Source organism: Okeania sp. SIO2B3, assembly GCF_010672525.1.
Taxonomy (GTDB): Bacteria; Cyanobacteriota; Cyanobacteriia; order Cyanobacteriales; family Microcoleaceae; genus Okeania.
The window spans coordinates 1-3,084 of record NZ_JAAHGH010000216.1; the positions used below are offsets into that span (position 1 = coordinate 1).

The 3,084-nt window shown below is 39.7% G+C and carries 4 protein-coding genes; 2 read left to right on the forward strand and 2 right to left on the reverse strand.

The features are described 5' to 3' along the window. The first annotated feature begins 7 nt into the window (after positions 1-7). Positions 8-163, forward strand: a complete 156-nt coding sequence (locus F6K15_RS38950) for a glucokinase (protein ID WP_363269560.1) — start codon at positions 8-10, stop codon at positions 161-163. A gap of 250 nt (positions 164-413) precedes the next feature. Then, positions 414-887, forward strand: coding sequence for a pentapeptide repeat-containing protein (locus tag F6K15_RS37650; RefSeq protein ID WP_293071173.1), 474 nt, complete (start codon positions 414-416; stop codon positions 885-887). A gap of 1,384 nt (positions 888-2,271) precedes the next feature. On the opposite strand, the gene F6K15_RS37655 is transcribed toward F6K15_RS37650, so the two are convergent. Together F6K15_RS37655 and F6K15_RS37660 are read right to left on the reverse strand one after the other, a co-directional pair. After that, entirely contained in the window at positions 2,272-2,421 is a 150-nt protein-coding gene (locus F6K15_RS37655; protein ID WP_293071175.1) for a hypothetical protein, read from the reverse strand. Between the two features lie 64 nt (positions 2,422-2,485). After that, a complete protein-coding gene (locus F6K15_RS37660; protein ID WP_293071176.1) occupies positions 2,486-2,899 on the reverse strand; it encodes a pentapeptide repeat-containing protein in 414 nt (137 codons plus the stop codon). Between the last annotated feature and the right edge of the window lie 185 nt (positions 2,900-3,084).

Here is a 3,084-nt window from a genome sequence, read left to right on the forward strand (position 1 = left end):
TTTATATATAGCAGGAGGTATCGCTGCTAAAATCTTGCCACTGATGAAATCAGGTACTTTTATGGAAGCTTTTCACCATAAGGGACGGATGAGACCATTGGCCCCTCTCCCCCCTCTCCCCCCTCTTCCCCCTCTTCCTTTTTTCTCTGGTGACAATAAATAGACCCTGCCTCCATGGTCGGGCCCCGCGGGTGGGTTGACTCCAGCATAGCTGCCTTACCTCCTCCAAAGTGTAACTATTCAACCGGACATGATATAAGTATTCAACCGCACATAATATAAGTTGAGCTTCATACAAATTTATAAAATTTTAAACTTTTGTGTAGTTTTAGCTACATTTTTTGATGTTTCTGCCACCATAAAAACATAAACAATCTTTAAAAAACTAATTTTATCAAACGGAGTTGAAAAATATGGATGCTCAAAAATTCCTGAGTCGCTACTCTATAGGAAAACGCTATTTCCGAGGAATTTGCCTCAGTAATGCAAATCTGCGTGGGGTAAAACTGAGTATGGTTAATCTAAATCAAGCTGATTTAAGTGGGGTTGACTTAAGTGGGGCAAAACTAATTGGAGCTGAGTTAAGTCAAGCAAATTTATCTGGTGCCGATCTTAGTCATGCAGACTTGCGTAGCGCTAATTTAAGTGATGTTAATCTAATCGGTGCTGACTTGACAGGAGCAAAGCTAGCACGAGCTAATTTGAATCGAGCAGATCTGCGTAGCACTAACCTTACTGGTGCAGACTTAATTGGAGCAAACCTGAATGAAATAGAAATGAGTGGCGCAGATTTGACCGCAGCAAATATTAATCAAGCAGAATTAAGTGCAGCTAGTTCTCACTTAGGTGTTTCTCGCAAATGGGTGACATGGGCAGGAAGCCATTAGATTTTTATCAAAAAGTATAGCAGGCAACAGGCAACAAGCAACAGTGGGAAAAACATTTTCCCTGATTCAGTTCATCATCAGCATAATATCATGTCCGGATAATTAGGGTTTGCGTATGGAAGTCTTATGGGTAAGGGTAGGAGACAGCTATACTGGAGACAACCCACCCCTCGCCCCTCCCCCGACCGTGGAGGGGGAGACAGGAGAAATCGGAATTATAGAGGAGGTAGGAGGAAGAATAATCCCTTGATTATTCTGCGCAACTATACGCCTAAAATGCGCTCTTTTTTGAACCATTACGACCATTAAGCTTGGACTTTTTTTAACTAAAAAATGCGCTCAACCTTTATAGAACCCATTTGAGACCTATATAATTATGGTAGTCAAGTCTTTTCGCGCATCAATTTTGACCGAAAATCTTGGTGTTGGTGTGTTTTTTTTGTATTATTTCTCCCCACATCTTCCCTCTTCCCTCTGATATCATGTCCGGATAAGAGCGTGATAGAACTCCGTTCCGCTTACGCGACCAAAAACTTTCTCCTTCAACTCCAGTTCTTCTTCTTCCTTCCCTCTTTCCTCCTGAGGACTGAGGACTGAGGACTGAGGACTCCGTCGTTATTTATTTATAACTGTTCAACCGGACATGATATTACCTCCTATCTCCTGTCTCCAGTATAGCTGTCTCCTCGCTAAAAAAACGTGCGTATTTATGAAGATACGATCAGGGGTTCTATATGTCAATGCTTTTAGATTTAATCAGCAAACCATAATTAGTGACAAAAAAAACTTTCTCCCTTTAAACCTTTGTTTCCCTTCAGCATAGCTGCCCTCAGCTCCCGCTGCCTTCCTTCCTCCTAAGTGTAACTATTCAAGCGGACATGATATAAGTCCGCGCCCTACTTATCTATTGCGATATAAAATTTGAGGTTACTAAGGATATCTCACGCCATTTGACGTGGGTTTCTAGCATGGTAAATCATTCTTTCTACTTAATTCCAAAATATTTTCTGCACAAGCGTGTCGAGAAGTGTCATGTATTAACCAGAAAAAATTACATAAAACTTATAAAAACAGCTTTCTCAAAATAATTGGGTTGCGCAACCCCGCCTTTTAAGGCGAAATATTTTTGGAGACTTGCTCAAACCCCCGTTACAAAAACAACTTCTGTACCTCGCCCTACCGACGGCTCCCCTATCTGACTTCTGACTTCTGATATCATGTCCGGTAGCATCGGAGCGTGTATAGAATTAAGTCACAATTAGAAGAAACCCTTCTGCCCTCTGCCTTCCTTCCACCAAAGTATAAGTATTCAAGCGGACATGATATGACTTCGTTAAACCTCTGGGATAATTAATCTCAAAGCCTTGTCATGCCTTTGCAAAAATTAAGTTTCCGGAAATGTATTTTGAATATGGTGATTTTTCCATGTTATTTCCTGAAAATTCAAACTTTGAGGTTTGGAAAAAGGAGATATACCTAATAAAATAGGCAGTAACAACGTAATCATTGTGGCATAAAAAAATTTTTCGAGCATGAACCAACTCCTGAAAATTTTTCGGCCACTATTATATTATATATGTTGGTAAATATGCACTATTTTAGAATCCCGAACCTCTTTTACCGTTGGGCATAATTGTCCACCAATTAGTTTTTGCCATATCTATTTGTTTATCATTTATCATGGCATTAGTGAGATTAGTACCACACAGATTTGCTCCCCGTAAGTTCGCACCATTCAAATAAGCATTTGTCAGGTCTGCATCCCGCAGATCGCATCCTGCCAAACTAGCTGTACTTAAATAAGCCTTAGTCAGATTTGCATTTTTGAGCACAGTATTAGTTAAATTAACATGACCAAGATTAGCATCGGACAAATCTGCACCTTGCAAATCACTTTGATACAAATTAGCTCCATAAAAATTCACCCCAGACAACTTGACATTACGCAAGTTCAAGCGACTTAAATTACAATCAGCAAAATCTCTTCTACCTTTAACATAAGCACTACGCAATGTTGCAGCAGTCCATTTTTCTGGGGTTTTAGAGTTTAATGTTGTTGTCTTTTTTGGGCTCTCTGATATTATCCAATTATGATATTGTAGCAGTTGAGAAGCTGAATATAAAAAGTATGGCTAAGTCTAGATTGGCTAAGTCTGTACATGATGTAGGGTGGGGTCAATTAAGGAAATATTAACTA

Bases quoted from the DNA above. Each gene is read 5' to 3' on its own strand.
- F6K15_RS37650 (WP_293071173.1), top strand. From the start codon at position 414: ATGGATGCTCAAAAATTCCTGAGTCGCTACTCTATAGGAAAACGCTAT.
- F6K15_RS37655 (WP_293071175.1), bottom strand. From the start codon at position 2,421: ATGCTCGAAAAATTTTTTTATGCCACAATGATTACGTTGTTACTGCCT.